23 protein-coding genes and 1 pseudogene are annotated in these 23,055 nt (G+C 71.8%); 14 read left to right on the top strand and 10 right to left on the bottom strand.

Features of this window, described 5'->3' with window-relative positions; all coding sequences use genetic code 11:
* Positions 1–8: 8 nt before the first annotated feature.
* Entirely contained in the window at positions 9–266 is a 258-nt protein-coding gene (locus tag JK361_RS33610; protein WP_201825625.1) for a hypothetical protein, read from the bottom strand.
* A 131-nt stretch (positions 267–397) separates the two neighbouring features.
* Between JK361_RS33610 and JK361_RS33605 the strand changes: the two genes are divergently transcribed.
* Together JK361_RS33605 and JK361_RS41655 are read left to right on the top strand one after the other, a co-directional pair.
* The gene (locus tag JK361_RS33605; RefSeq protein WP_201825623.1) at positions 398–2,074 is read left to right on the top strand and encodes a glycosyl hydrolase family 28-related protein; all 1,677 of its coding nucleotides are present in this window, start codon (positions 398–400) and stop codon (positions 2,072–2,074) included.
* 85 nt (positions 2,075–2,159) lie between these two features.
* A pseudogene (locus JK361_RS41655) lies at positions 2,160–2,246 on the top strand (DUF2000 domain-containing protein); the annotation flags it as partial.
* 17 nt (positions 2,247–2,263) lie between these two features.
* Here JK361_RS41655 and JK361_RS33600 read toward each other — a convergent pair.
* From JK361_RS33600 to JK361_RS33585, 4 genes are all read right to left on the bottom strand, one after another.
* Complete coding sequence (locus JK361_RS33600; protein ID WP_201825621.1) at positions 2,264–2,737, bottom strand: carboxymuconolactone decarboxylase family protein; 474 nt, start codon at positions 2,735–2,737, stop codon at positions 2,264–2,266.
* Between the two features lie 85 nt (positions 2,738–2,822).
* Positions 2,823–4,112, bottom strand: a complete 1,290-nt coding sequence (locus JK361_RS33595; RefSeq protein ID WP_201825619.1) for an MDR family MFS transporter — start codon at positions 4,110–4,112, stop codon at positions 2,823–2,825.
* A 90-nt stretch (positions 4,113–4,202) separates the two neighbouring features.
* Positions 4,203–6,227, bottom strand: a complete 2,025-nt coding sequence (locus JK361_RS33590) for a stealth family protein (RefSeq protein ID WP_236053965.1) — start codon at positions 6,225–6,227, stop codon at positions 4,203–4,205.
* Positions 6,228–6,241: 14 nt separating this feature from the next.
* A complete protein-coding gene (locus JK361_RS33585; RefSeq protein WP_201825617.1) occupies positions 6,242–7,939 on the bottom strand; it encodes a stealth family protein in 1,698 nt (565 codons plus the stop codon).
* A gap of 191 nt (positions 7,940–8,130) precedes the next feature.
* Here JK361_RS33585 and JK361_RS33580 point away from each other — a divergent pair, with 191 nt between their 5' ends.
* Positions 8,131–8,892 (top strand): phosphoglyceromutase, encoded by a 762-nt coding sequence (locus tag JK361_RS33580; RefSeq protein ID WP_201825615.1) that lies wholly within the window; start codon positions 8,131–8,133, stop codon positions 8,890–8,892.
* A gap of 70 nt (positions 8,893–8,962) precedes the next feature.
* Here the strand turns inward: JK361_RS33580 and JK361_RS33575 are convergent, their stop codons facing one another.
* Positions 8,963–9,259, bottom strand: coding sequence for a ribosomal protein L7/L12 (locus JK361_RS33575; RefSeq protein ID WP_201825613.1), 297 nt, complete (start codon positions 9,257–9,259; stop codon positions 8,963–8,965).
* Between the two features lie 266 nt (positions 9,260–9,525).
* Here JK361_RS33575 and JK361_RS33570 point away from each other — a divergent pair, with 266 nt between their 5' ends.
* The 3 genes from JK361_RS33570 to JK361_RS33560 all read left to right on the top strand — a co-directional run bounded on the left by JK361_RS33570 (position 9,526) and on the right by JK361_RS33560 (position 12,775).
* Positions 9,526–10,656, top strand: coding sequence for a GAF and ANTAR domain-containing protein (locus JK361_RS33570; RefSeq protein ID WP_236053964.1), 1,131 nt, complete (start codon positions 9,526–9,528; stop codon positions 10,654–10,656).
* Complete coding sequence (locus tag JK361_RS33565) at positions 10,656–11,423, top strand: GAF and ANTAR domain-containing protein (RefSeq protein ID WP_201825611.1); 768 nt, start codon at positions 10,656–10,658, stop codon at positions 11,421–11,423. Before JK361_RS33570 ends, JK361_RS33565 begins: the two co-directional genes overlap by 1 nt.
* Positions 11,424–11,623: 200 nt before the next feature.
* A complete protein-coding gene (locus tag JK361_RS33560) occupies positions 11,624–12,775 on the top strand; it encodes a GAF domain-containing protein (protein WP_201825609.1) in 1,152 nt (383 codons plus the stop codon).
* 59 nt (positions 12,776–12,834) lie between these two features.
* On the opposite strand, the gene JK361_RS33555 is transcribed toward JK361_RS33560, so the two are convergent.
* From JK361_RS33555 to phoU, 3 genes are all read right to left on the bottom strand, one after another.
* Complete coding sequence (locus JK361_RS33555) at positions 12,835–13,083, bottom strand: SCO4226 family nickel-binding protein (protein ID WP_201825607.1); 249 nt, start codon at positions 13,081–13,083, stop codon at positions 12,835–12,837.
* A 307-nt stretch (positions 13,084–13,390) separates the two neighbouring features.
* A complete protein-coding gene (locus tag JK361_RS33550; RefSeq protein WP_201825605.1) occupies positions 13,391–13,546 on the bottom strand; it encodes a hypothetical protein in 156 nt (51 codons plus the stop codon).
* A gap of 117 nt (positions 13,547–13,663) precedes the next feature.
* Positions 13,664–14,353: a phosphate signaling complex protein PhoU gene (phoU, locus tag JK361_RS33545; RefSeq protein ID WP_201825603.1), complete on the bottom strand. Its 690-nt coding sequence runs from the start codon at positions 14,351–14,353 to the stop codon at positions 13,664–13,666.
* Positions 14,354–14,599: 246 nt separating this feature from the next.
* Here phoU and phoR point away from each other — a divergent pair, with 246 nt between their 5' ends.
* Both phoR and phoP read left to right on the top strand, forming a co-directional pair.
* Positions 14,600–15,850, top strand: coding sequence for a two-component system sensor histidine kinase PhoR (phoR, locus tag JK361_RS33540; RefSeq protein ID WP_201825601.1), 1,251 nt, complete (start codon positions 14,600–14,602; stop codon positions 15,848–15,850).
* Positions 15,847–16,527, top strand: coding sequence for a two-component system response regulator PhoP (gene phoP, locus JK361_RS33535; RefSeq protein WP_014673455.1), 681 nt, complete (start codon positions 15,847–15,849; stop codon positions 16,525–16,527). Before phoR ends, phoP begins: the two co-directional genes overlap by 4 nt.
* Before the next feature lie 99 nt (positions 16,528–16,626).
* Here the strand turns inward: phoP and JK361_RS33530 are convergent, their stop codons facing one another.
* Complete coding sequence (locus JK361_RS33530) at positions 16,627–17,307, bottom strand: copper chaperone PCu(A)C domain-containing protein (protein WP_201825600.1); 681 nt, start codon at positions 17,305–17,307, stop codon at positions 16,627–16,629.
* A gap of 614 nt (positions 17,308–17,921) precedes the next feature.
* On the opposite strand from JK361_RS33530, the gene JK361_RS33525 reads away from it, so the two are divergent.
* The 6 genes from JK361_RS33525 (at position 17,922) to rlmB (ending at position 22,943) form a co-directional block, all read left to right on the top strand.
* Entirely contained in the window at positions 17,922–18,404 is a 483-nt protein-coding gene (locus tag JK361_RS33525) for a CarD family transcriptional regulator (protein WP_003953493.1), read from the top strand.
* Positions 18,405–18,700: 296 nt separating this feature from the next.
* Entirely contained in the window at positions 18,701–19,453 is a 753-nt protein-coding gene (ispD, locus tag JK361_RS33520) for a 2-C-methyl-D-erythritol 4-phosphate cytidylyltransferase (RefSeq protein ID WP_201825598.1), read from the top strand.
* Positions 19,443–19,943, top strand: coding sequence for a 2-C-methyl-D-erythritol 2,4-cyclodiphosphate synthase (ispF, locus tag JK361_RS33515; RefSeq protein ID WP_201825596.1), 501 nt, complete (start codon positions 19,443–19,445; stop codon positions 19,941–19,943). Before ispD ends, ispF begins: the two co-directional genes overlap by 11 nt.
* 94 nt (positions 19,944–20,037) lie before the next feature.
* Entirely contained in the window at positions 20,038–20,442 is a 405-nt protein-coding gene (locus JK361_RS33510) for a PPOX class F420-dependent oxidoreductase (RefSeq protein WP_201825594.1), read from the top strand.
* 59 nt (positions 20,443–20,501) lie between these two features.
* The gene (gene cysS, locus JK361_RS33505; protein ID WP_201825592.1) at positions 20,502–21,902 is read left to right on the top strand and encodes a cysteine--tRNA ligase; all 1,401 of its coding nucleotides are present in this window, start codon (positions 20,502–20,504) and stop codon (positions 21,900–21,902) included.
* A gap of 99 nt (positions 21,903–22,001) precedes the next feature.
* Positions 22,002–22,943: a 23S rRNA (guanosine(2251)-2'-O)-methyltransferase RlmB gene (gene rlmB, locus JK361_RS33500; RefSeq protein WP_201825590.1), complete on the top strand. Its 942-nt coding sequence runs from the start codon at positions 22,002–22,004 to the stop codon at positions 22,941–22,943.
* Positions 22,944–23,055: the final 112 nt, after the last annotated feature.

Below are 23,055 nucleotides of genomic sequence, written 5' to 3'. Positions count from 1 at the left end.
CCGGAGGTTCAGGACGGGTCCGGCTGCGGCGTGGCGTTGTCGCCACCGCGGCCGAGTCCGTCGGCGAAGGCCCGCAGGGCGTCGGCCAGTTCCCTCTTGGCCGGCAACCGGTCGACCTTCTTGTCCAGTTCCGTGATGCGCCGGTTCAGGTCCTCGAGGTCGCTGCTCCCGTGACCGTGCCGCCGTCCGTGGTGCCGCCGGACGCGCCCCCGGTGGACGTGCCACCCACCGGAGTTGCCCTCGCCGGACGTGCCTCCGGTGGCCACTTCCCTCGAACCGTCCCGGGTTCCCGTCCGACCCCTTCCGCTGGGAGAGGCAGGGTGGCATGCTCATGGTCGACGCATTCCTGAACGTCATTCACACATATGGATTGAATCCCAAGGGGCGGCGGGTGGACATGAGCGGCACGCACCTCACGAGACGGACCCTGCTGGCCGGCGCCTCGGCGATGGCGCTCGGCGCGACGGCCGGCCGGGCGGCGGCCACCGACGTGGCGGCCACCGACGCGGCGGCCGGAATCCCCACCCTGTGGAAGGAGTTCCGCCGCACCCCCCTCACCCACCCGCAGATCCCGTACATCGGCCGGGCGGGCTACCGGGGCGGCGCCACCCGCTTCCCCCGCCGCCGGGTCGTCGCCGACGTCACCGACCACGGGGCCGTGGCCGACGGCACCACGGACTGCGCCCCCGCGATCAACCGTGCCATCGCCGCCGCCGGACGGGCCGGCGGTGGCACGGTCACCATCCCGCCCGGCACCTACCGGATCGACGACGTCATCCGCATCGGCGACTCGAACGTCGTCCTGCGCGGCGCCGGCAGCGGCCGTACGGCCCTGTACGCGACGAAGAACCTCACCGAGCTGATCGGCGTCTACGGCTCCCGCTACGGCGGCGACAAGTCCTCCTGGTCCTGGGCGGGCGGCCTGATCTGGCTGGCCCCGAGCGCCCGCTGGGACTCCCTGACCACCGCCATCAGGGCCCGGGCCTGGCCCTTCGAGGGCTGGACCGGCAACCGGCGCGACGAGTGGACCACCCTGACGACCGTGGCACCGGCCCGGCAGGGCTCATGGACGGTCACGGTCGCCGACGCCTCCGCCCTGCGCCCGGGCCGGCTCGTCCTGCTCCGCCTCGCCGACGACCCCGCCCACACCCTCCTGCGGCACATGGCGGGCGGCGGCCCCGGCCCGGCGGCGTACGTCTGGGACGACAAGACGAAGCTGACGTCCTACGTGCCCTACGAATGGCCCGTCCGCATCGCCCGCGTCCACGGCCGCCGGGTCACCCTCGAACGCCCCCTGCCGCTGGACGTCCGCCCGGAGTGGGACCCCCGCCTGACCACGCACGTGCCGGAGCTGACCGGATCGGGTGTCGAGGGGCTGACCCTGGAGGCGGCCCAGACCCCGCAGGCGCCCCACCTCCTCGACAAGGGCTACAACGGTGTCGTCCTCCAGTGCGCCTACGACTGCTGGGTGGACGACGTCACGGTCCGGCACGTCGACAACGGCTTCGGCCTGGTCGCCGCCTCCGCCTGCACCCTGCGCCGCACCCGGGTCGCCGGCCGGGGCTCGCACCACCCGTACTTCTGCCGCGAGGGCTCCCACGACAACCTGGTCGAGGACTTCACCGTCGAGGAGCGCACGGTCCCCGCGCCCGCCGGCACCCAACTGCACGGCATCAACGTCGAGGGCCTGTCCTCGTACAACGTCTGGTCGCGCGGCGACATGCGGATGGGCACGTTCGACAGCCACCGCGGGCTGCCCTTCGCCAACGTCCGCACCGACATCACCGTGAACAACGACGGCCGGCACGGCGGGGACGCAAGCGCGGGACCGCTCTTCGGCGCGCGGTTCACCCACTGGAACATCCGGGTCACCAACGGCCGGGCGGGCCTGATGAGGATCGACGGCCTGGCCCCGTACTCGGCGACGGTGGGACTGAACGAGGTCAGGGAGTTCGACCAGACCGACCTCCCCGACTTCACCGGCGACCTGCACTCCCGCCTGGAGCTGTACGGCACCACGGACGCCGTGCGCCCGCGCAACCTGCACGAGGCTCAGCGCACCCTGCTCCGGTAGCCCCGGTAGCCCCGGTAGCCCCGGTAGCCCCGGTAGCCCCGGTAGCCCCGGTAGCCCCGGTAGCTCCGGTAGCCCCGGTAGCCCCGGTGGCCTGGACCTGGTGGGGCTGGCGGTGTACGGCCCGCGGTGCGGTGTGGACGAGGTGCTGAAGGGCGCACGGATGCACCCGTGAGCCGGGCCGGTCGGCCGTCAGCCGAACATGCCGGGCACGTAGTCGCCGGCGGGCTGCCGGACGATGACGTTGGCCCGGTTGTAGGCGTTGATCACGGCGATGATGGACACCAGGGCGGCGAGCTGCTCCTCGTCGTAGTGCTTGGCGGCGTCCGCCCACGCCTCGTCGGTCACCCCGCCGGACGCGTCGGCGATCCGGGTCGCCTGCTCGGTCAGCTCCAGGGCGGCCCGCTCGGCCTCGGTGAACACGGTGGCCTCCCGCCAGGCCGCGACCAGGTGCAGCCGGGTGGCGGTCTCACCGGCCGCGGTGGCGTCCTTGGTGTGCATGTCGGTGCAGAACCCGCATCCGTTGATCTGGCTGGCACGGATCTTCACCAGCTCCTGCGTGGCGGCCGGCAGCGTGGAGTCCGCGATCGCCTTGCCCGCCGCGTTGAAGTGCTTGAAGACCTGCTGGGCGACGGGACTGGCGAAGAGGTTGAGGCGAGCGTCCATGTCCTGCTCCTGTGTGGTGGCGGCTGCTTACACCTCACTGACGCCCGCGCCCGGGCGGATGTGACACGGACGGAAGTGACCTGGGTCACTGCTGCCGGGCGGCGTCGCCGGCCGCCTGGGCGGTACGCACCCCGGCCTCCGTGTCCGCCTGTTCCGGCGCCGCGGCCGGCACCGGGGGTTCGGGGGGCAGGCGGCGCATGAGGAGGCCGTAGCCGAGGCCGGCCGCCGTGCCGACCGCCGCGCACGTGCCCCACAGCCACTCGGCGCCGAGGCGGTCGATGACCGCGCCCGACATCAGCGGGGCGACCAGGGCGGCGAGAGACCAGGACATGGTGTACACGCCCTGGTAGCGCCCGCGGCCGTGCACCGGGGAGAGGCGGACGACGAGACCGGTCTGGGTCGGGGCGTTGACGATCTCGGCGAGGGTCCACACGCACACGGTCAGCATGAAGACACCGACCGACCCGGCGAACGCGGTCAGCCCGAAGCCGTACCCGGCCAGGACCGAGGAGGCGACCAGGAGCGTGCGCGGATCGCGGTGCTCGATGAAACGCGTGACGGGGATCTGGAGCGCGACGATCAGGACGCCGTTGACGGCGACGGCCAGACCGTAGTCGGCGGCGGAGAACCCGGCCCGTCCCATGGCCACCGGCAGCCCGACCGAGCCCTGCTGGAAGACCAGGGCGACGAGGAAGGACAGCCCGACGACGGCCATGTACCGCCCGTCTCGCAGCACCGTGCCGAGACCGACGTCCGCATCCGCCTCGCGGGCCGTGGCGGTGGGCCGGGACTCCGGCAGCTTGGCGAAGACGACGACCGCGCAGGCCAGGGTCATCCCGGCCTCGATCAGGAACCCGGCGAGATAGCTGAACTCGGCGATGAACCCGGCGGCCATGGAGGAGACGGCGAAGCCGAGGTTGATGGCCCAGTAGTTGAGCGAGAAGGCGCGCACCCGGTCCTCGGGGCGGACGATGTCGGCCAGCATCGCCTGCACGGCGGGCCGGGAGGCGTTGGAGGCCATGCCGACGAAGAAGGCGACGGCGGCGATGGCGGCCGGGTCGGTCATGAAGCCGAGCACGGCGACGGAGACGGCGGTGGCGGTCTGGGACACGAGGAGTGTGGGCCGCCTGCCGAGCCGGTCGGCCATCACCCCGGCGCCCAGCGAGGACACGACCCCGCCGAGCCCGTGCAAGGAGGCGACGAGCCCGGCGTACGAGGCGGAGTAGCCGCGGTCGAGCGTGAGGTAGAGGGCCATGAAGGTGGCCACGAAGGCACCCAGCCGGTTGACGAGGGTGCTGGTCCACAGCCACCAGAACTCACGGGGAAGCCCGGAGACGGACTCCCGGACGGCACGTCTCACACGGGCTGGTGACATCGACGATCCCCCACGTCTGTAAGCGGCTCAAGCGGCCGTCACAAATTACAAACGCGGGGGTCGGGGGTGCCACTGGATTAGCAGGTCGCGTCAATCGACCCGCCGGGCCTCCTTCAGCCCGGCCGGCTGCGCCTGCCGCCCGGGCCGCCCCACCCGACGCGCGGCCGGGCGGCTGCGGGACACCTCGCGCGGCTCCGCCGGGTACGCGGCGGTCCGCGAGACCCGCTCGAAGCGGCTCGGGAAGGGGAACCTGCGCTCGAGGAAGGCGTGGATGGCCGCCTGGGCCGCCGCCCGGTCCTTCGGGTCGGTGTCCACGTCGTTGAGGCAGAAGAAGTCCACGTCCTCGCCGGCCGCGAGCCGGGCCAGCCGCCGCCGCATGTCCGGCGTGCCCAGCTGCACGTACCGGAAGCTGTAGTCGGCCGGAACGGCCCGGCCCGTCGCGATCGCCCAGTGGTGGTGCAGTGTGGACGCCGGGGCGACGTCGGCGGTGGACCGGAAACGCGAGTACGACGTCCGCTCCAGTTCCTCGATGCCGAGGCCCTCCATCTCCCGCATGACCGACAGCAGTTGCGGATGCGGGGTGTGCAGCGACTTGTGCGTGATGTACCTGCCGTGGAAGCGCCGGATCACCTCGCGGGTGTTCTTCCCCGCGGAGTTCGGCGCCGGCTCCAGCGGGTGCGGGGCACCGACCCCGAGCTTGAGCGGGGAGAACGGGATGCGGGCGATGCCGCTGCCGTGGAAGAAGCTCTCGGCCCCCACCGGGCGGTTGATGAAGACGTCGTCGTTGAAGTAGAGGTAGTGCTCCGACAGCCCCGGTATGTGGTGCAGCCGGCTCTCGATCGCGTGCGAGTTGAACACGGGCAGCGCGTCCGCCGGGAGGATGTCCCGGTGGTCGATCACCGTCAGGCCCGCCGCGTCCGGGTTCAGCCAGGCCGGCGTCTGGGAGTCGGTCACCAGGTAGATGTGCCGGATGAAGCCGGCGTACATCTCCAGCGACCGCAGCGCGTACTTGAGTTCGTCGTGGCTGGTGTAGCGGGAGGCGCCGGTCTCGCGCGGGGCGATGACGTTGTCGGAGACCGCCTGGTGGGCATGGCGTTTCGCGGCCAGCACCGGGTCGTCACCGTCGACCCAGGTGTACACGGCGTCCACGGGGAAGCAGACCTGGTCGATGCCGGGTTCGGCGAACGCCGCGAACGTCGGCACACCGCGCGGCGCGCCCGCGACCGCCGCCGACTGCCGCTCCACCGGCGTGGCCGGCCGCTGCCCCGCCGGGGCGGACGGCCGCTGCCCGGCCACCGCGTCGGCGTGCTGCCCGGTGACCGTGACGGCAGGCTGCTGCCCGGCCACCGGGTCCAGGCGCTGCCCCGGCACCGCCGGCTGCTGCCCCGCCACCGCGGCGGGCTGCCAGGCCGTCGCCGGCAGCACCTCGGAGACGGCGTTGCGGCGCGGAGCGACCAGCGCCGGGCCGAAATCGTCCTGAAGCCGGGTGCCCGGCACGGTGAGATACGCGGGTTCCGCGCCCAGGTCCCGGCCGTACCGCCAGAACTCGATGTCGCAGCCCGCCTCCAGACCGGAGAGCACCTGCCCCCGGGGCCCCAGCCGCACGACACCGATCCGCAGGACCGGCGCCCCGCGCAGCCCCCGCGGCAGCCTCCCGTCGGCCCACAGCACCGCCCGCGTCACGGCACCGTCCGGACCCACCGCACCGACGAAGTCGGCGGTGCGGGCGAAGTGCTGACGGGCGCGGCCGAGGACCGCGCCACGGTACGACTCCTCCACCCCGACCACCGGCCGCGGCACCCCGGGCCCCCGCTCGGCGGGGACCAGGAAGTACGGCACACCCGCCGCCTCCAGCAGGTCGCACACCTGCTGGAGGTCGTCGGCTGCGGCCTCGGCTGCCGTGTACCCGGAGACCGTACGCCCGTACAGCCGCACGGGTCCGCGGCCGGTGGGACGCAGCCCCGGGACGGCGCCGCGCAGCCGGCGACGAGCCGGGGCCGTGCGCAGCGCCCAGAACCGGGCCGACAGCCACAGCCGCAGGTGCAGCAGGAGGTCCCGGGCGGCCCGCAGACCGGGCGACGGCGCCGCGAGCTTGTGGCGGATGTCGATGGCCATGACCGTGGCGCCCGTCAGTTCTGCTTCTCGAAGGGGCTCGGGAAGGGGAAGTAGTTCTCCAGGAACTCGTGCATCCGGACGCTCACCTGCTCCCGCTCCTCCGGTGGCACGTCGACGTCGTTGAGGCAGAAGAAGTCGAAGCGGCGGTTGCGGCGCAGGTCGTTCAGGCGCCGGTCGGCGTCCGGCCGGCTGATGTTCACGTACCGGAAGCTGAACTTGCCGGGCACGCCACGGCCGGTCATCAGCGCGTACTGGTACAGCAGCGGGGCCGTCATGGCGATGTCCTGCGGCGAGCGGAACCGGGACGCCGTGGTGCGCTGGACGTCCTCCGGGAACAGCTCCTCCAGCGCCTGAAGCGCCCCGCGCTGCTGCGGCAGCGGGGTGTGCATGAAGTTGTTCGTCGTCATCCGCCCGAACTTCTCCAGCAGCAGCTGCCGCACGTTCTTGCTGGCGGAGTTGGTCGCGGTCTCCTCGGCGTGCGGCTTGCCGACACCGATCTTGAGCGGGGAGACCGGAACCTTCATCAGACCGCTGCCGAAGAAGAAGTGCTCCGGGGTGACCCGGCGGCCGACGAACACGTCGTCGTTGAAGTACAGGTAGTGCTCGGACAGGCCCGGTATGTGGTGCAGCCGGGTCTCGATCGCGTGCGAGTTGAAGACGGGCAGCACGCCCTCGGGGAAGATGTCGCGGTGGTCGACGACCGTGATGCCCTCGGCGGTGTCGTCGAGCCAGTGCGGCTTCTGGCCGTCGGTCACGATGTAGATGTGCCGCACGAAGTCGGCGTACATCGCGAGCGAGCGCAGCGAGTACTTCAGCTCGTCGTGGCTGGTGTAGCGGGAGGCGTTGGTCTCCTTGTCCAGGATCTCGGCGATGCCGCGCCCCTGGTACTGGGCACGCTTCGCCTGCATCGCCGGCTCCTCGCCGTCGACCCAGGTGTAGACGACGTCCACGGGGAAGGTGACCTGGTTCACGGTCGGCAGGGTCAGCGGGACGAAGCTCGGCAGCTCCCGTTCGCCGACCCGCACGGTGGCGGGCTTCTGCTCGCTCGCCGGCAGCACGTCCGTCACGCCGTTGTTGCGGGGCGTGACGAGCGACTCGGCGAAGACGTCCTCCGAGGCCTGCGGCTGCACCTTGGCCAGGCGCCGGGGCCCGTCGGCGGTGGCGAGCAGCGCTGCGCCGTCCTCCCAGAACTCGATGTCGCAGGCCAGCTCCGGTCCGGCGAGCAGCTGGCCGGCGGGCCCGAGGAGGTTCTCGCCGACGCGCAGCACGGGGGCCGTGCGCAGCTGCGGGGGCAGGACGCCGTCCAGGAACAGCGCCGGGTGCTTGAGCTGGCCGCCGGGCAGGGGGCGGCCGATGAACACGGCCGTACCCGCGTTCCGCGCCTCCAGCGCGGCGAGGATCCGCTCCCGGTCGACGATGTTCACGCCGACCGTGTAGCGGGTCCGGGACGTGGGCACCAGGAAGTAGGAAATACCTTCCTGCTCCAGTGCGGAGACCACGAGATCCAGGTTGGACGCGGCCGCCTCGGCCGCGGTGAACCGGTCGACGACACGGCCGTAGAACTGCTGGCCACGCACCGCTACCGGGCGCAGCACCGGGTCCGTGACCGCTGCCTTGCGGCGCCGCCGCATGGTACGCAGCTGCCACACCCGCTCGGCGGCCTTCCGCTCGACTCGCGGTCGCATCCGCCGCGCAAAGGAACGCACGGTCACGTTCAGTGCTCCTCTTCCTGCCGCCTGATCCTTCTGGCGATTACCAGACAGATGAATGTTCTGAAAGGTTGTACACGAGTTAACCCGATTTTGGTGCAGGGCAGAGCGCGCGAACAGGCCTTCTGCGGTCAGGTGTGTTAGGGCCCACACGCGCGACGCGGCCCGCAGGATCGTTAGGTAGGCTCAGGACCATGGCCGACGCACCGTACAAGCTGATCCTCCTCCGCCACGGCGAGAGCGAGTGGAACGCGAAGAACCTGTTCACCGGCTGGGTGGACGTGAACCTGAACGAGAAGGGCGAGAAGGAGGCAGTCCGCGGCGGCGAGCTCCTGAAGGACGCCGGTCTCCTGCCCGACGTGGTCCACACGTCCCTCCAGAAGCGCGCGATCCGCACGGCCCAGCTGGCCCTCGAGGCCGCCGACCGCCACTGGATCCCGGTCCACCGCTCCTGGCGCCTGAACGAGCGCCACTACGGCGCTCTCCAGGGCAAGGACAAGGCGGCGACGCTCGCCGAGTTCGGCGAGGAGCAGTTCATGCTGTGGCGCCGCTCGTACGACACCCCGCCCCCGCCGCTGTCGGAGGACTCCGAGTTCTCCCAGGCGCACGACGCGCGCTACGCGACGATCCCGCCGGAGCTGCGCCCGGACACCGAGTGCCTCAAGGACGTCGTCGTCCGCATGCTGCCGTACTGGTACGACGGCATCGTCCCCGACCTGCTGGCCGGCCGCACGGTCCTGGTCGCCGCCCACGGCAACAGCCTGCGCGCCCTGGTCAAGCACCTGGACGGCATCTCCGACGCCGACATCGCGGGCCTGAACATCCCGACGGGCATCCCGCTCGCCTACGAGCTGGACGCCGACTTCAAGCCGGTGACCCCGGGCGGCACGTACCTCGACCCCGAGGCGGCCGCGGCCGCGATCGAGGCGGTCAAGAACCAGGGCAAGAAGAAGTAACCCGGCCACTGATCAAGCCCCCTGTCTGCGGTTCCTCCGCCGGCAGGGGGTTTTCGCTGCCTCTGGGCCGTCAGGGCGATGGGGCCGCGTGCTCTCCGGGCTCCGGCTCCTGTCTCCACTCCGCTCTGGCGCCGGCGCTCTGGAGCACGGCGACAGCGGACTGGGCCCTGCACGCGGACAGACCCCCAAGGAGGGTCACGGGGGCTTGGCGCGCCAGGACCCGGCTGTGCCACAAGCTCTGCCCGGTCACCTTTCGCACCGCCAGGATCACATCCATCTCGCGGGGCCCACAGTCGACGAGCACCACCTCGTGGGACGGGTCGTCGCAGAGCAGCGTGTAGGACTCGGTGGAGTCTTCGTCGGACATCTCGCCGTCCTGCCTCAGCGGACGGGAGCGTATGCGCCCTCGAAGACGGCAGCCACGGCTTTTCGGGTGCGTTCCTGGCTGGACGGCATGAGGTGTGCGTACACGCGGCGTCGGTGTCGGCGGCCGGTGTCGGCGGCCGGTGTCGGGCGCGGGTCGGCGTACGGGTGGAAAACGCGCAGTTACTTTTCCTGCGCTGGGAACTCGGACGGTGCCGGGATACTGGTGGTCCATGTCGGTGGAGCGTCTGTCGCACCGGGGGTGATGTCATGCCGCCCGAGGGATCCGGGTCGTCGGCCGGTGGTGGCCTGCCCCCCGATGCCGAAGTCCGGCTACGGGTCAGTGAGACGCTGGCCGCCGCCGCGCGCGGTGCCGACGATCCGCAGGCGGTGCCCAGCGCGCTCTGCGCCGCCTGCGTGCGGCTGCTGCCGATCTCCGGGGCCTCGGTGTCGATCTCCGGCGGCACGGGCATCCGCATGACGTGGTGCGCCAGCGACCGGGTCTCGGCCCGGCTGGCCGAGCTTCAGTACACCGTGGGCGACGGCCCCTGCCAGAGCGCGCTCGACGAGGGCGCCCCGATCATCGCGGCCGACCTCAGCCGGGGCCCCGACGCCCGCCGCTGGCCGATCTTCGCGCACGAGGCGGTTGGCCTCGGCGTCCGCGCGGTGTTCTCGTTGCCGCTCGGCGTCAGCGGGGCCGCCGTCGGCACGCTCGACCTGTACAGCCACCGGTCGGGCGGGCTCGCGGAACCGGACCTGCGGACGGCGCTGTGGGTGCGGGACGCGGTCACCTTCGCGTTGATGAACCTCCAGGCCGGCGACCACGGCGGCACCGGGGAGGACACCGGTGAGGACACCGAGAACGAGGTAGCGTCCTGGGTGGCGGCGTCGGAGGCCGACCACACCGAGGTCTACCAGGCGGTCGGCATGGTGATGGTGCAGCTGGACGTGGATCCCGAGCAGTCCCTGGACAGGTTGCGGGCCCGCGCATACGCCGAGGGCCGCACGGTCAGCCAGGTGGCCCGGGACGTCCTGGCCCGCCGGCTGAGCTTCCGGCCGGATGCGTACGACGAGCCGGTGGCGTACGGCGAGCCGGAGGCGCGGGACGAAGCGGTGGCCTACGACGAGCCCGAGGCGCGGGACGAAGCGGTGGCGTACGGCGACCCGGGCCGTCCGCAGGGCGGTGATCCCGGCCGTCCGTACGGCGGTGATCCCGGCCGTCCGTACGGTGGTGACACCGGCCACGAGTACGGGGGCGACCCCGGCCGGCCGTACGACGGTGATCCCGGCCGTCCGCAGGGCGGTGACACCGGGCGGTACGGCGAACACGGCCCCGAACGGCCCGTCGGGGAGGACGGCGAGCGGGACAGCGGTGACGAGGGAAGGGACGGTGAACGGTGATGGGCCGTGAACAGCAGCTCGCCGAGGCGCTCGTCGGGCTGGCCGACTCGTTCGCCGACGACGTCGACCCCGTCGTCCTGGCCGACCGGCTGGCGCGCAACTGCGTCGACCTCGCCGGCGCGGACGCGGTCGGCGTCCTGGCGGTGACCTCCCGCGGTGACCTGCGCACGATGGCGGTCACCGAGGAGCGGGCCGCCTTCCTGGAGTTCTTCCAGCTTCAGGCCGACGAGGGCCCCTGCCTGGACGCCTTCCGGGAAGGCCGCCGTTTCGACGTACCCGATCTGGAGGACAGCGCCGACCGGTGGCCCGCCGTGGCCCCCTTCGCGGTTCGGTGCGGCTACCACTCCCTGCACGCCCTCCCGCTGCGCGTACACGGGCAGACCGTCGGCGCGGTCAACCTGCTGCTGCGCAGGCCCGGCGGTCTTTCGGCGCTGGACGTGGAGCTGGCCCAGGCACTCGTCGACGTCGCGGCCGTCGCCCTGGTCAGCTGGCGTCCGGAGGCGCCGCGTGCCACCGACATCAGCGCCCGCGTCCAGGTCGCGCTCGCCGCGAAAGCGACCGTCGACATGGCCACCGGCATGCTCGCCGAGGCCGGCGGTCTCACGCTCGGGGAAGCCCGCAAGGCCCTGCGCCGGTACGCCGAACACGGCCATGCGCGCTTGACGGACACCGCCCACGCCCTGGTCCGCCGCACTCTGCGGCCGGAAACCGTCCTCGGCGGCGCACCGATCCCGGACCAGGCTGACTCGCCTGCCGTACCGGACTAGCCCGGCCTACGGCCACACCCCGTCCTCGGCGGCGTACCGGATCCGGTCAGGCTGACTTGCCCTCCGTACCGGACTAGCCTGAAGGTGCCGGGCCGCGCACGGGGCGGCGAGCCGTGCGACCCCGGGCTCTCGCGGCGGGCGGCAGGCATACAGGCGGGAGGCCCGTCATGCCGAACTTCTCCTGCCGGACTGTGCTTGACGTGGACCTGCCTGGCCTGGTGACGGGCCGGCTGACCGTGCTGGCGGTGTACGGAGACACCGGAGTCGGTACCGCCCTGGAGTTGGCCCTCGCCGCACAGGGGGAGACCCAGCTCGTCGTCGACCTGGGCAGCCTGGACCGGCTGTCCCCGGACGCGGCCGAGATCCTGCTCCGGTTCGCCGCCGCCGGGGCCGCCCGGGGCCGCTTGCTGCGGCTGGCCGCCTGCCCCGCCGACGCGGCCGCCGTCATGGACCGCGCCCGCGGCACCGGAGCCGCCGGACCCGAGCTGTATCCGACGGTGCCCGACGCGCTGACCGCCGCCGTCACCACCGCCGCCGCCTCCGGTACGGGCGCGGAGCCGGGTGCCGCGCTGCGCCCGCACGCCCTGCGGCTGCGCCACCGACTGCTCGCGCAGGCCTGCATCGCCCGCGCACAGGGAATTCTGGTGGAGCGGTACGGCCTGCGGGACCCACAGGCCGCCGGCACCCTGCTGCGGGCCGTCGCCCGGGCGCACGGGATGACCCGGGCGGTGCTGGCCGCCGAGCTCACCAGGACACCGCGGCCCGGGCCCGGCGAGCCGGGTTTCCCGGACACCGGCCCCACCGCCCAGCCCGCCGTGGGCTTCCTCGGCTCACCGGGCGCCCTGCCGCTGACCCAGGCGGCCTTCCTGGACGCGCTGCGGGACGCCGTCTGCGCGGTCGCGCACGCGCGGATGGCCGACGTCCAGCTCCTGGACCGGTCCGACAACACGCTGTGGCTGGAATCCCACTGCGGTTTCCCCGACGTCTTCGTCCGCTTCTTCGCGGTGATCGACGACGCCGTCACGACGGCCTGCGGCGAGGCCGCCCGCAAGAGCGAACGCGTCGTCGTGGAGGACGTCGTCACCGCCCCCTACTTCGACGAGGACTCACGGGCCGTACTGCTCGCCGCCCACTGCCGCTCCCTTCAGAGCACGCCCATCCCGGGGGCCGGGGGCCAGCCGCAGGGCATGTTCTCCACCCACCACGCCCGCCCGGGCCACGCCTACACCGCGGCCGAACTGGGCGCGCTGGACCGGATCGCCGAAGAGGCGGGGGCGTGGCTGGACTGGCACCGGAGGACGACGCTCCACCGCGCCCTGGAGGATCTGCACGACCGCGCGCGCATGATCTGAGACCGGGAATCCGGGGGTACGGCACCGGGCGCGGGCGTCCTCAGACCTCGCGGGCGTCCTCAGACCTGGAGCGGTACCGGATGCACCTCGTCCGCGCGGTGCCCGGCGCGTTCGTGGACGCGCTGGACGGCCTCGGCCGAGGGGGCCTCGGAGAGGCAGTAGATGTGACCCGACTCCGGGTCCGCCCAGGCGTGCTCGAAGTGCACGGACTCCTCCTCCTGGATGGCGAGGTCGGCCCGGTGCGCCTCCATCAGCTGGTCGGCCGTGATGCCCTGCATTCCGCGGTGTACGTCCATGAACTTGGCCATGGCCACGTCTCCTTCCCGCCGGTCCTTCACACACGTCCATGCTGCGCCCGGCGGCCGGGATGGGCATCCGGTGCGGGCCGGGGAACGAGGTGGACCGGTTGCGGGTGAAGGGCCGGTCTCATGCGGGACGGCGAGGGGCCGCTGCGCCTGGGCCGCTGAGGGGCCGGCGCGTGTCAGGGACGTCCGGCGGCCGGCGCGTGTCAGGGACGGCCGGCGGCCGGTGCCTTCCGCGACGTCCTGCGGCCGGTGCGTTCGCGGTGTGGCGGAGGGCCGGTGCGAACCGCGTTCGCACCGGCCCCGACGTCGTTCAGCCGCACTGGCAGGGATTGCCCGACTGGCACCCGCAGCCGCAGCCCGATCCGCAGCCGCACGCGCCGAACAGCGGCAGGCTCCTGATCTCGACGGACTGCTCGGTCTCGCGCTCCTGGGTGGGGTCGGGGGTCGTTCCGGGGGATTCGGCCATGGGTCCCTCCTAGACCTCGGGGCAGGGGTGCCCTCGCCCATTTCATGCCCGTTCGGCCGGGCGCATCAACGGCGCACGGAGGCGCCCGGCCGGAAAGGCCCCCGCTTCCCGCGGGAGTTACGCGCCCTCGACGCCCGTCACCGGCTGGATGTCCGTCTGGAGGTCGTCCGCGTGCTCGCCGGTGACCAGGTAGACCACGCGCTTGGCGACGGCCACGGCGTGGTCGGCGTACCGCTCGTAGTAACGGCCCAGCAGGGTGACGTCGACGGCCGTCTCGATGCCGTGCTTCCAGCGGTCGTCGATCAGGTGCTGGAAGAGGGTGCGGTGGAGGAGGTCCATCTCGTCGTCGTCCTGCTCCAGCTGGAGCGCGAGGTCGACGTCCTTCGTGATGATCACTTCGGCGGCCTTCGCCATCAGGCGCTGCGCGAGCTGGCCCATCTCCAGGATCGTGGCGTGCAGGTCCTGCGGGACCGCGCGCGACGGGAAGCGCAGCCGCGCCAGCTTCGCCACGTGCTGGGCGAGGTCGCCGGAGCGCTCCAGGTCCGCGGACATGCGCAGCGACGTCACCACGATCCGCAGGTCCGTCGCCACCGGCTGCTGCCGGGCCAGCAGGGCTATCGCCCGGGCCTCCAGGTCGTGCTGGAGCTGGTCGACCTTCTGGTCGGCCTCGATCACGCTCTCGGCCAGCTTCAGATCGGCATCGAGCATGGCGGTCGTGGCGCGCCCGATGGCCGACCCGACCAGCCGGGCCATCTCCACCAGTCCGTCGCCGATCGAGTCAAGTTCCTCGTGGTACGCGTCCCGCATCAGGGTTCCCTCTCGTGCGTCATCGTCCGGGGTTCATTCGGGGTCCGGGGGCGTCGCGGCACGCGTGCGCCTCCCGGCGAAACCGGTGGTACCAACCCCACGCTGCCACGCTGTGCCCCGCACGCGTCTGTTTCCGCCACCCCAAATGAACCAATACTGGCTCCAAGGTGAACTCTGGGCGACGAGTGTTCGAGGTCGCACCTGGACGGCTGTGGTCATGTCGTACGCCATGCCTAACCTGGATGCATGGACGTGAACGCGGCGGTCGCCGCAGCGGCAGCGATCGCCGGGGCGCTCACCGGTGTCATCGCCATGCTGGCGTTCCGCTGGAGCGAACGCGACCAGAAGCGACCCACCAGGACTTCTTTGCACACCGATCCCGTACTCCCGCCCGGCGTGGACACCGTTCTCTCGGTGCTGCGCTCCTCCGCCGTCGTCCTCGACGAGGCCGACGCCGTGGTCAAGGCCAGTTCCGCCGCCTACGCCCTCGGGCTCGTGCGCGGCGGCAAGCTCTCCGTGGAGCCGATGCTCCAGATGGCCCGGGACACCAGACGGGACGGGGAGATACGCCAGGTCGAGCTGGATCTGCCGCGGCGCGGCACCGGACGCGGCGAGGCCCTCGCCGTCTCCGCGCGTGTGGCTCCGCTCGGCTCCCGCCTGGTTCTGCTGCTGGTCGAAGATCTGACCGAGGCCCGCAGGATCGAGGCGGTGCGACGCGACTTCGTGGCGAACGTCAGCCATGAGCTGAAGACGCCCGTCGGCGCGCTCTCCCTTCTCTCCGAGGCCGTCATGGACGCCTCCGACGATCCCGAGGCCGTACAGCGCTTCGCCGGCCGCATGCAGATCGAGGCGACCCGCCTGACCAGCCTGGTCCAGGAGCTGATCGACCTCTCCCGGGTGCAGAACGACGACCCGCTGGAGGACGCCGAGCCCGTCCGGGTGGACGAGCTGGTCGCCGAGGCCATCGACCGCTGCCGCCACCAGGCGGGCACGAAGCAGATCACCATGGCCGCCGGAGGCGCCGCCGACCTGCACGTCTGGGGCAACCGCGGGCAGCTGGCCGCCGCGCTCGGCAACCTGGTCGAGAACGCCGTCAACTACTCCCCGGCCCGCACCCGCGTCGGCATAGCCGCCCGCCGGGTCACCGCCCCCGGCGGTGACCTGATCGAACTCGCCGTCACGGACCAGGGCATCGGCATCTCCGACCGGGACAAGGAGCGCATCTTCGAGCGCTTCTACCGCGTCGACCCGGCCCGCTCCCGGGCCACCGGCGGCACCGGTCTGGGGCTCGCGATCGTCAAGCACGTGGTCGCCTCGCACGGCGGGGAGGTCACGGTCTGGAGCGCCGAAGGCCAGGGCTCCACCTTCACCCTCAGGCTGCCGGAGGCGGGCGCGGCCCGCGACCGCGCCCAACAGCATCCGGACCTCGACGACGAGGCCGGCACCACCGAGTCATCCCCGTACGAACCGCTTCCTGCCCCGGAGGTCCTTCCGTGACCCGAGTGCTCGTCGTCGAGGACGAGGAGTCCTTCTCCGACGCCCTGTCGTACATGCTCCGCAAGGAGGGCTTCGAGGTCGCCGTCGCGGCGACCGGCCCCGACGGCCTGGACGAGTTCGAGCGCAACGGCGCCGACCTGGTCCTCCTCGACCTGATGCTGCCGGGCCTGCCCGGTACCGAGGTCTGCCGCCAGCTGCGCGGCCGCTCCAACGTCCCCGTGATCATGGTGACCGCGAAGGACAGCGAGATCGACAAGGTCGTCGGTCTCGAAATAGGAGCCGACGACTACGTCACCAAGCCCTTCTCCTCGCGCGAGCTGGTCGCCCGCATCCGCGCGGTGCTGCGCCGCCGCGGTGAGCCGGAGGAGGTCACCCCGGCCGCGCTGGAGGCGGGCCCGGTCCGCATGGACGTCGACCGGCACGTGGTGACCGTCGGCGGCTCCAAGGTCGACCTCCCGCTGAAGGAGTTCGACCTGCTGGAGATGCTGCTGCGCAACGCGGGCCGCGTACTCACCCGCATGCAGCTCATCGACCGCGTCTGGGGCGCCGACTACGTGGGCGACACCAAGACCCTGGACGTCCACGTCAAGCGCCTGCGCGCCAAGATCGAGCCGGACCCGGGTGCGCCGCGGTACCTGGTGACGGTGCGCGGTCTGGGTTACAAGTTCGAGCCGTAGAGCCTGGGCGAGTTCGAGCCATGAGCCGCTTCCGAGGGCAGGCACCTACGCCGGAGGGCGGCACCCCGCACGGGGTGCCGCCCTCCGGCGTACGGCTGGTCAGTGACCGGCGGCCGACTGCGAGGCCGAGTCGCCCGGGGTGACCGGCGTGCCGGAGGCGGAGCCGGACGGGGTCGGCTTGCCGCTCTTCTCCGGCTTGCCGCTGCTCGACGCGCCCGGGGCGCCGGGCTTGGACGCCGAGGGGGAGGCGGGCGCCGAGGGCGACGGGATCTCGGTCGGGCCCCACTTGTCGAAGTAGCTGGTGGCCGGGACCACGAAGGCGTTCAGGCTCACCTCGCCGGCCTTGCTGAAGGTGAAGGTGACCTTCTGCGCATTGCCGTCCTGGACCGACTCGCGGCCGCCCGGGATCAGGGCGTTGGCGTTGTCCTTGCCGCCGATGACCAGGGAGCCGTGCGCCGGGACGGTCAGGCTCTGGCCCTTGGCGGGGGTCAGCTGCACGGTCTCGTTCGAGCCCGCGACGGCGATCGACTGGAGCGTCTCCTCGGAGCTGCCCGAGTTGAACACGGTCGCGGAGACCGCGGCCGGCCCGGACGCCTTCAGGTCGGGCTGGGTGATGATCGTGGCGTTCTGGATCTTGATGTCGCCCACGGTCGTCGCCGCGTTGTCCGGCTTGACTTCCAGGGTCTGCGAGTTGTTGCCGGCGCCACAGGCGGCGAGCGAGGCGATCGAGAAGACGATGGCGGAGGCGGCGAGGGCGCCGCGTCGAAGGCTGCTGCTCACGGCGGCGGCAACTCCTTGAACGCACGGGCGGCTCCCTTATAAAGCCACCCTAAGTGTCTGTCAGCGGCCTTAGGTTACCGAGCCGTTCCCACGCCATCGCACCCGACCCTCCCCCGAGCCCCGGGCTTCCCTCCAGGTGGGGGTACCCCGCGGGGCGCAAGTGACGCCACGGTCACATTGCGGAGCCGCTCGTCTGTCATTCACATAACGCGACGGTGTCCGCCTCTCACGGCGCCTCGCGAAAATTCCGTGAAGGAATGCGCGGCCCTCCGGATATTGATCATCGGGGACCCCTCCGACAGCCGTTGATCAATTCTGGATTCGTCTCACATCGACCTCCGGTCACCGAACGGAGTAGCGGAAGTCGTACGCTTGAGACCGGACAAATCGGGACGTTCCGCCACTTGGAACGGGCTGTCAGGGTGTGTAACGTACGCGTTTCCCCTCGCCCGGAGAGCCCCTCCGACCTGCGAATACCCGCTTCCGCAGGCCGCTCGCAGCACGTTCCGGTTGCTGTTGTCAAGCCCCGAGATATGCCCTGACCTGCGAAAACGCCATTCAGAAGACGCCGTATCCGTGTTACCCTGGATAGCCACGGAAGGGGTACCTGTCACATGACGTTCAAGGTTGGCGACACCGTGGTCTATCCCCATCACGGGGCCGCGCTGATCGAGGCCATCGAAACTCGCCAGATCAAAGGCGTGGACAAGACCTACTTGGTGCTGAAGGTCGCCCAGGGTGACCTGACGGTACGTGTGCCAGCGGACAATGCGGAGTTCGTCGGCGTGCGTGATGTGGTCGGTCAGGATGGACTGGACCGTGTCTTCGAGGTGCTGCGCGCACCGTATGCCGAGGAGCCCACGAACTGGTCCCGTCGCTACAAGGCAAACCTGGAGAAGCTCGCCTCCGGCGATGTCATCAAGGTTGCGGAAGTCGTGCGCGACCTGTGGCGTCGCGAGCGCGAGCGCGGACTGTCCGCCGGTGAGAAGCGCATGCTCGCCAAGGCCCGCCAGATCCTGGTGAGCGAGCTGGCTCTCGCGGAGAACACGAACGAGGACAAGGCCGAGGCCCTGCTCGACGAGGTGCTCGCCTCCTGACGCGCAGCGGCAGCGAACCATCGCTTCCGGCACGCTCAGCACAGTGAAATGCCGCGGTGCCCGATGACACTGATCCTGTCGCCGGGCGCTGCGGCATGTTCGTCCCCGCGGACTGCGGCACCCCCGCAGCGGGTGTTCTCCGGGAAAACTCTGGATCAACCCCCTGATACTTGAGGTGCCGGGCCCGGGCGGATGGCTCGACCAGGGTCACGGAAAGGGTCCGGTCGGGGCGTCGCGCCCGGCACTCCTCCAGGCCATACCCACGTAGGTCGAGCACACAAACCTGACAGGATCCGATGTCTGACGAATCGCGCCCCACGCCCGCGCAGAACCCCGTCGCCGCCGTGATTCCCGCCGCCGGCCGGGGCGTGCGCCTCGGGCCGGGCGCCCCCAAGGCGCTCCGCGCCCTGAACGGCACGCCCATGCTCATCCACGCGGTCCGCGCCCTCGCCGCGTCACGCCATGTCTCACTGGTCGTCGTCGTGGCCCCGCCGGACGGCGCCGCCGAGGTGAAGTCCCTGCTCGACGCGCACGCGCTGCCCGACCGAACGGACTTCCTGGTCGTCCCCGGCGGGGAGTCCCGCCAGGAGTCGGTCCGGCTCGGCCTGGACGCCCTGCCGCCGCAGTACGGGACCGTCCTGGTGCACGACGCGGCCCGCCCGCTCGTCCCCGTCGACACGGTCGACGCGGTCATCGAGGCCGTACGCGACGGCGCCCCCGCGGTGGTGCCCGCGCTGCCGCTGGCCGACACGGTCAAGGAGGTCGAGCCCGCAACCGTGGCCGGGGCCCCGGAGCCGGTCGTCGCCACCCCGGAGCGGGCCCGGCTGCGCGCCGTCCAGACGCCGCAGGGCTTCGACCGGGAGACCCTGCTCCGCGCCCACGAGACCGTCACCGGGGACGTCACCGACGACGCGAGCATGGTGGAGCAGCTGGGGCTGACCGTCGTGGCCGTCCCCGGCCACGAGGAGGCCTTCAAGGTCACCCGCCCCCTGGACCTGGTCCTCGCCGAGGCGGTCCTGGCCCGCAGGAGGCTGAACGATGGCTTCTGACCTCCCCTTCGCGCTCCCCCGGGTCGGCATCGGCACCGACATCCACGCCTTCGAGGAGGGCCGCGAACTGTGGTGCGCGGGCCTGAAGTGGGAGGGGGAGGGGCCCGGTCTGGCCGGTCACTCCGACGCCGACGTCGTCGCCCACGCGGCCTGCAACGCGCTCTTCTCCGCCGCCGGGCTCGGTGACCTGGGTCAGCACTTCGGGACCGGCCGCCCCGAGTGGTCCGGTGCCTCCGGGGTCACCCTGCTCACCGAGGCCGCCCGGATCGTGCGCGAGGCGGGCTTCGCCGTCGGCAACGTCGCCGTCCAGGTGGTCGGCCCCCGCCCGAAGATCGGCAAGCGCCGAGACGAGGCGCAGAAGATCCTCTCCGAGGCGGCCGGCGCCCCGGTGTCCGTCTCCGGGGCGACGACCGACGGCCTCGGCTTCCCGGGCCGGGAGGAAGGCCTGATGGCGATCGCGACGGCGCTGGTGGTGCGCACGGCGGGCTGAGGGGCGGGCCTCGCGCGGCGCTGATGCGGATACACCGGGAGCGTGCGAGGGTACGCGGAGTGTGATCGAAGGTCTTGCTCCTCCGGAGGTATCCATGTCCGCGGCCCTGTCCGACGACCTCAAGTCCCTGCTCGACACCCCGGTGTTCATCATCGTCGGCACCATCCAGCCCGACGGCAGCCCGCAGCTGTCCCCGGTCTGGGTGGCGCGGGACGGCGACGACATCCTCTTCTCCACGACGATCGGGCGCCGAAAGGAGCGGAACCTGCGCCGCGACCCCCGCGTGACGGTCCTCGTCCAGCCCTTCGACGCGCCCTACACCTACGCGGAGATCCGCGGCACCGCCACCCTGACCACCGAGGGCGGCGCGGAGCTGATCGACGAGCTGAGCCTGAAGTACACGGGCAAGCCGTACGCGGAGTTCAACCCGGCGTCGAAGGACGACGCCCAGCGGGTCGTCGTGCGGATCACCCCGCGGAAGGTCGTCGGGCGGCTCTGAGGCCGCGGCATTGCGGGTAAGGGCGTGAGGCACTCCCCTGCGCCCACTACCCTGGAGTGGTGACTATTCGCCTGTACGACACCAGCGCCCGGCAGATCCGTGACTTCACCCCGCTCAAGCCGGGCTGCGTCTCGATCTACCTGTGTGGCGCCACGGTGCAGGCGGCCCCGCACATCGGCCACATCCGCTCGGGCCTCAACTTCGACATCATGCGCCGCTGGTTCGCGTACCGCGGCTACGAGGTGACGTTCGTCCGCAACGTCACCGACATCGACGACAAGATCATCACCAAGAGCCGCGAGCAGAACCGGCCCTGGTGGTCGATCGGCTACGAGAACGAGCGCGCCTTCAACGAGGGCTACGACGCGCTCGGTTGCCTGCCGGTCACGTACGAGCCGCGCGCCACCGGCCACATCACCGAGATGATCGAGATGATGCAGGGCCTGATCGAGCGCGGCCACGCCTACGAGGCCGACGGCAACGTCTACTTCGACGTGCGCTCCTTCCCCGGCTACCTCCAGCTGTCCCGGCAGGAGCTGGACAACCTGCTCCAGCCGTCCGCCGAGGGCGAGACCGGCAAGCGCGACCTCCGCGACTTCGCCCTGTGGAAGTCCGCCAAGCCGGGCGAGCCGAGCTGGCCGACCCCGTGGGGCCCCGGCCGCCCCGGCTGGCACCTGGAGTGCTCGGCGATGGCCCACAAGTACCTGGGCACCGCCTTCGACATCCACGGCGGCGGCCTCGACCTGATCTTCCCGCACCACGAGAACGAGATCGCCCAGGCCAAGGCCTACGGTGACGACTTCGCCCAGTACTGGGTGCACAACGCCTGGGTCACCATGGCCGGCGACAAGATGTCCAAGTCGCTCGGCAACAGCGTCCTGGTCGGCGAGATGGTCAAGCAATGGCGCCCCGTCGTCCTGCGCTACTACCTCGGCACCCCGCACTACCGCTCGATGATCGAGTACAGCGAGGAGTCGCTGCGCGAGGCCGAGTCCGCGTTCGCGCGGATCGAGGGCTTCGTCCAGCGCGTCACCGAGCTGGCCGGGAAGACCGTCGACCCGGCCGCCGAGGTCCCGCCCGCCTTCGCCGAGGCGATGGACGACGACCTGGGCGTACCGCAGGCCCTCGCCGTCGTGCACACCACCGTCCGGCAGGGCAACAGCGCGCTGGCCGCCGACGACAAGGAAGCCGCCGTCGCCCGGCTCGCCGAGGTGCGCGCCATGCTCGGCGTCCTCGGGCTCGACCCGCTCGACCCGCACTGGGCCGGCGAGGCGGACCGGGGCGAGGACCTGAACGGCGTGGTCGACAGCCTCGTCCGGCTCGTCCTCGACCAGCGCGAGTCCGCCCGCGCCCGCAAGGACTGGGCCACCGCCGACGCCATCCGCGACCAGCTCGGCCAGGCCGGCCTGGTCATCGAGGACAGCCCGCAGGGCCCGCGCTGGAGCCTCGGCGCACGCTGAGACCCCCTTCGATCCGGTGATCGATTGTGCCGCCCGGACCTCCGGGCGGCACACTGCATAGACGTAGACATCCGAACGCATCACAGAGACAGGTAGGTCATGGCCGCGAACAACCGTCGCATGTCCGGCAAGAAGGGCGCGCAGGTCGGCAGTGGCGGCCAGCGGCGCAAGGGTCTGGAGGGCAAGGGCCCGACCCCGCCGGCCGAGATGCGCAAGGGACACAAGAAGAACCGCATCGCCACCGCCAAGGCCAAGCAGGCCGCGCGCCGCCCCGTGGTCCGCGGCCGGGGCGGCAAGTCCGCCTCCGAGATGGTCGTCGGCCGCAACCCGGTCGTCGAGGCACTCCGCGAGGGCGTGCCCGCCTCGACGCTGTACGTCCAGCAGTTCATCGACAACGACGAGCGCGTCCGCGAGGCCCTGCAGCTCGCCGCCGAACGCGGCGGCATCAACCTCATGGAGGCCCCGCGCCCCGAGCTGGACCGCATGACGAACGGCCTGAACCACCAGGGCCTCGTCCTCCAGGTCCCGCCGTACGAGTACGCGCACCCCGAGGACCTCGCCGACGCCGCCTACGACGAGGGCGCCGACCCGCTGATCGTCGCCCTCGACGGCGTCACCGACCCGCGCAACCTCGGCGCCGTCGTCCGCTCCGTCTCCGCCTTCGGCGGCCACGGTGTCGTCGTCCCCGAGCGCCGCTCGGCCGGCATGACCGCCGGCGCCTGGAAGACCTCCGCCGGCACGGCCGCCCGCACGCCGGTCGCCCGCGCCACCAACCTCACCCGGACCCTGGAGGCCTACAAGAAGGCCGGCATCACGGTCGTCGGCCTGGCCGCGGACGGCGAGGCCGAACTCGGCGACCTCCAGGCGCTGGGCGGCCCGGTCGTCATCGTCGTCGGCAGCGAGGGCAAGGGCCTGTCCCGCCTGGTCGGCGAGACCTGCGACTTCCGCGTGCGCATCCCGATGCCGGGCGGCGCCGAGTCGCTCAACGCCGGTGTGGCCGCGGGCATCGTGCTGTACGAGGCGGCGCGCAGGCGGAGCTGAACAAGGGTCCGGACGGGCCCGAACGCCCGTCCGGAACTTCGCCCTTGCGGGGTATTTCAGGCGTCCATATGGCGTCCCGGGCGGCTTTGACGGGGTCCGGACACATCCGGCC

The sequence above is a fragment of the Streptomyces musisoli genome (assembly GCF_016741855.1).
GTDB classification, from domain to species: domain Bacteria; phylum Actinomycetota; class Actinomycetes; order Streptomycetales; family Streptomycetaceae; genus Streptomyces; species Streptomyces musisoli.
This window is presented reverse-complemented; position numbering and strand designations above follow the sequence as displayed.

Bases quoted from the DNA above. Each gene is read 5' to 3' on its own strand.
- JK361_RS33570 (WP_236053964.1), top strand. From the start codon at position 9,526: ATGCCGCCCGAGGGATCCGGGTCGTCGGCCGGTGGTGGCCTGCCCCCC.
- JK361_RS33550 (WP_201825605.1), bottom strand. From the start codon at position 13,546: ATGGCCGAATCCCCCGGAACGACCCCCGACCCCACCCAGGAGCGCGAG.
- JK361_RS33595 (WP_201825619.1), bottom strand. From the start codon at position 4,112: ATGTCACCAGCCCGTGTGAGACGTGCCGTCCGGGAGTCCGTCTCCGGG.
- phoU (WP_201825603.1), bottom strand. From the start codon at position 14,353: ATGCGGGACGCGTACCACGAGGAACTTGACTCGATCGGCGACGGACTG.
- JK361_RS33580 (WP_201825615.1), top strand. From the start codon at position 8,131: ATGGCCGACGCACCGTACAAGCTGATCCTCCTCCGCCACGGCGAGAGC.
- ispF (WP_201825596.1), top strand. From the start codon at position 19,443: ATGGCTTCTGACCTCCCCTTCGCGCTCCCCCGGGTCGGCATCGGCACC.
- JK361_RS33605 (WP_201825623.1), top strand. From the start codon at position 398: ATGAGCGGCACGCACCTCACGAGACGGACCCTGCTGGCCGGCGCCTCG.
- ispD (WP_201825598.1), top strand. From the start codon at position 18,701: ATGTCTGACGAATCGCGCCCCACGCCCGCGCAGAACCCCGTCGCCGCC.
- JK361_RS33600 (WP_201825621.1), bottom strand. From the start codon at position 2,737: ATGGACGCTCGCCTCAACCTCTTCGCCAGTCCCGTCGCCCAGCAGGTC.
- JK361_RS33565 (WP_201825611.1), top strand. From the start codon at position 10,656: ATGGGCCGTGAACAGCAGCTCGCCGAGGCGCTCGTCGGGCTGGCCGAC.
- JK361_RS33575 (WP_201825613.1), bottom strand. From the start codon at position 9,259: ATGTCCGACGAAGACTCCACCGAGTCCTACACGCTGCTCTGCGACGAC.
- JK361_RS33590 (WP_236053965.1), bottom strand. From the start codon at position 6,227: ATGGCCATCGACATCCGCCACAAGCTCGCGGCGCCGTCGCCCGGTCTG.
- JK361_RS33510 (WP_201825594.1), top strand. From the start codon at position 20,038: ATGTCCGCGGCCCTGTCCGACGACCTCAAGTCCCTGCTCGACACCCCG.
- phoR (WP_201825601.1), top strand. From the start codon at position 14,600: ATGGACGTGAACGCGGCGGTCGCCGCAGCGGCAGCGATCGCCGGGGCG.
- rlmB (WP_201825590.1), top strand. From the start codon at position 22,002: ATGGCCGCGAACAACCGTCGCATGTCCGGCAAGAAGGGCGCGCAGGTC.
- JK361_RS33555 (WP_201825607.1), bottom strand. From the start codon at position 13,083: ATGGCCAAGTTCATGGACGTACACCGCGGAATGCAGGGCATCACGGCC.
- JK361_RS33525 (WP_003953493.1), top strand. From the start codon at position 17,922: ATGACGTTCAAGGTTGGCGACACCGTGGTCTATCCCCATCACGGGGCC.